2 protein-coding genes and 1 pseudogene are annotated in these 3,399 nt (G+C 64.7%); 1 reads left to right on the plus strand and 2 read right to left on the minus strand.

The window, feature by feature from the left end; translation table 11 throughout:
• Positions 1–136: 136 nt before the first annotated feature.
• Together H8A95_RS42150 and H8A95_RS42155 are read right to left on the minus strand one after the other, a co-directional pair.
• Positions 137–1,630 carry a M48 family metalloprotease gene (locus H8A95_RS42150; RefSeq protein ID WP_229188326.1) on the minus strand — a complete coding sequence of 498 codons (1,494 nt, stop codon included), beginning with the start codon at positions 1,628–1,630 and terminating at the stop codon, positions 137–139.
• 55 nt (positions 1,631–1,685) lie between these two features.
• Positions 1,686–2,429: a thermonuclease family protein gene (locus H8A95_RS42155; RefSeq protein ID WP_229188327.1), complete on the minus strand. Its 744-nt coding sequence runs from the start codon at positions 2,427–2,429 to the stop codon at positions 1,686–1,688.
• Between the two features lie 468 nt (positions 2,430–2,897).
• Between H8A95_RS42155 and H8A95_RS42160 the strand changes: the two are divergent.
• Positions 2,898–3,399 (plus strand): annotated as a pseudogene (locus H8A95_RS42160) (hypothetical protein); the annotation flags it as partial.

Raw genomic sequence — 3,399 nt, forward strand, 5'->3', positions numbered from 1 at the left:
GGAAGCAGGGACCCATAACCACAGGAATATGCTGTTGCGGCGTGCTGTGGCCCCAGCTTTTTCCATCAATCGGTACTTGTCGTGATGAGTCCCGGCTTTCGCCGGGACGACGGTGGTGAGGGGCGTGTGCCCAGCCTCAATCCACCACGATCTTGACGCGGTCGCGCGGCTTCACCTGGGCGTGGGCGTCGAGGCCGTTGAGCACGCGGAAGCGCTCAGCCGGATGATCGATCCCGGCCATGCGGTGCGACAGCGATTCCACGGTATCGCCCGGCTGTACGTTGATGACCTTGATGCGCAGCGGCCGCGCGGCCTGGATCTCGTCGAGGGTCAGGCGACGGAATGAATTGACGGTCTCGCGCGCATTGCGCTCGCTCTCGGTCGACTTCTGTTTGGCGGCGAAGATGAAGCGGTAGACGTCGCTGCCGAAGCGCAGCGCGTAGACCTTGAACTGCCACTGGTCGCCATGTGCGGTGGCGGAGGCGGCCGGAAAGCCGTTGATGTTGAGGTCCTCGGTCGAGGACTTCTCGACGCCTTCCATCCAGCCGGAATTCAGGTAGTCGCCGAGCGATTGCTCGGCCGGCACCCGCACCACATCGAAGCGCATCGCCTGGCTGCCGCCCTCGCGGACGCCGATCACCGCCTGTGCCGTGTTGTCGAGCGTGAAATTGTCGGGCGCGGTGAAGGTGAAGCCGAGCTTCGGATGCAGGAAGCGGCGGCCGCGGACGAAGCCTTCGCTGGGATCCTCGCCATAGACGATGTTGTCGATCGCGGCGAGATAGGTCTCGCGGTCGCGCTCGTTGCTCTCGGGCGACGAGTATTGCCGCGCGGTGGTCTGCGCGTTGGAGATGCGCTCCGGCGTTGCCGGATGCGACGAGGTGAAATCCTGCGCGCGCGGATCGAGCGCGGTCTTGCCGATCTTGAGCGCGGCATTGCGCTCCATCGCAGTCAGAAAGCGCGCCGCGCCGTAGGGATCGAAATGCGCGCGCGCGGCGATCCCGACGCCGATGCCGTCGGCTTCGAACTCCTGCTGCCGCGAGAAGCTCGCCATCGTCAGCTTGGTCTTGGCGAGCGCCAGCGCCGTGAGATCTGGATCGGTGCTCATGTCGGTGACGACCCGCGTCACCACCGCCGCCTGGCGCGCCTGGTCCTCGCGCATCGCGGCGTGCTTGGCCAAAACATGCGCCATCTCGTGGCTCAGCACCGAGGAGAGCTCGGACGTGTCGCTGGCGAGCGCGATCAGGCCGCGGGTGACGTAGAGCTGGCCGGTCGGCAGCGCAAAGGCGTTGACCGCGCCGGAATTGAGGATCGTGACCTTGTAGGCCTGGTCGGGCCGTTCGGAGGCGGCGACCAGCCGCTCGACGGTCGTGCTGATCAAAGCCTCGAGCTTCGGATCGTCATAGGCGCCGCCATAGGACGACAGGATGCGCTCATGCTCGCGCTCGCTCGAGGGCGTCTGCTGCACCACGCGGTTCGGCTTCACCGGCGCCGCCGCGGCGGTCGGCGTGACCTGTTCGAACCGTCCGACATTGCCGCAGGCCGACAGCGTCAGGGCGGCGCAGACGAGCACCAGCGCAGCCGAAAGCCGGCGGCCAGTCCCAGTTTCACGCCGTCCTGCGCGCTCAATCACGTCCAAAACTCACAAATTTGTCCCGCGAACGGACCGGGGCATGGCCCTTGGGCCCCTAGTTCCCGTCGAGCAGTTCAATCTGCCCCACCCGGAGCAACTCGATTCGCGGCCCACGTCGCGCTTCCACCCAGCCTCGCACACGAATCCTGCGATTTTCCAGAGACTTGGGCGTAAGCCCGGCGGCCTCGAACGCAGGGACTATGCGCCTTGAAATAGTCAGAGCAAAGTCCCGTGTCCAGTTTCGGCCGAAATTCAGGTAGGTCGTCGCCCCCGCCTGACGCACGGACAAAACCCTGCCCTCGACCACCATAAAGCGCCCGATCCCGGCCAAAATATCGTCCGGACTATCGGCGTTTTTTATGACGCTGGCCTCGGCCCAGGTTCCCGATTTGGCGGCCCGCGCCTCGGCCTCCGCGGCCATCAGCACCGCGGCGCAGTCCTTGTCGGCAATCTCGGACGACACCAGCGCGAGGCCCCGGCGCAGCAATTCGCCCTGCACGGGGATCTCGCGGCCTTCGAGGAAGGCGTAGGCCGGTTGCCGGCCATAGCGGTCCGGCGTGTCGTCCTGTCCGCGCAGTGTCACGTCGCGGCCGACCAGCAGCGCCGTCAGCGCGGCCACGGCCTTCGTTCGGTCGGCGACCTCGATGCCGGCGAGCTTGACCTCACGGCCGTCGTCGAGCCGCAGGCTGCGCGCATCGACCACGGCGGCGACGCGACCTTCGCCCTGAATCTCGAAATTGCATCCGCCCGCTTCGGCGCGTCCGATGCTCGTGCCAACCGCGATGGCGCACGCCGTCATCGCCACCGCTCGTGGACGGCGACGCCATGCTCGATTGCGTGGAGGCGTCATGCTGCACTCTTCATTCCGGCGCGCTCCGATCGGAGCGTGGGTCGTCACAAGACAGTGTGACGGAAAGATCGTCGCGGAGCCACATCCGCTGCATCGGCAGAGGCGCCTTGATTCGGCGATCAATTTTTCCGTAGCGCTTCTCATCGCGCGCAGAGATGCATTTCCCGTTTCACATCAATGCGTGCGCGCTACGGGACGAACGCGTCTCGCATGCCCCTTGCCGTGACGAAGATGGCCGTCCGATCGCGGTCAACGCCGTCCTCGCCCACGTCAACCTTACCGATTGACCATCTCAACTTCGTGCGCGGAATGAGAATTCTCCATTGTTGCCAATAGCTTGCGGCGCAAGGTAACTATTCAGAAATTTTTGGAAATAGCGATCGATCGCGGTCGCCTACTCATATTGCCGAGGTCTTTGTGTCGAACCCCGTTGTTCTCACGCTGTCGACCAGCGATCCCGTCCACGATTATCTCCAGCTCTATGCGGCGATCAGCGCGATCAGCGTCGGCGGTGGCATGGCTGCGGCCAACACCGATTACGTCATCAATTTCTCGCTCTCGTCGAGCGCCCGTACGTTGCAACTGCTCGACGATTTGCCGGTCATCAACCTGATGAACGGCTCGACACTCACCTTCGACGGCAACTCCGACTACAACAATCAACTCAGCGGCCAGCACTTCAGCGACGTCATCGACGCGCGCGGCTACCAGGGCTTCGTCGTGGTCGCCGGCACGGTGACGTTCAAGAATCTCACCATTGTCAATGCGGTTGCGAGCGGCGGCAATGGCGGCGTCGGCGGTGGCGGCGGCGGCGCGGGTCTCGGCGGCGGCCTGTTCGTCGGTCAGAACGCCGACGTCACGCTCAACAATGTCAATTTCGGTAGCAACACTGCCAAGGGCGGTAACGGCGGCGTGGTCG

Source organism: Bradyrhizobium oropedii, assembly GCF_020889685.1.
Lineage (GTDB): Bacteria > Pseudomonadota > Alphaproteobacteria > Rhizobiales > Xanthobacteraceae > Bradyrhizobium > Bradyrhizobium oropedii.

Bases quoted from the DNA above. Each gene is read 5' to 3' on its own strand.
- H8A95_RS42155 (WP_229188327.1), bottom strand. From the start codon at position 2,429: ATGACGGCGTGCGCCATCGCGGTTGGCACGAGCATCGGACGCGCCGAA.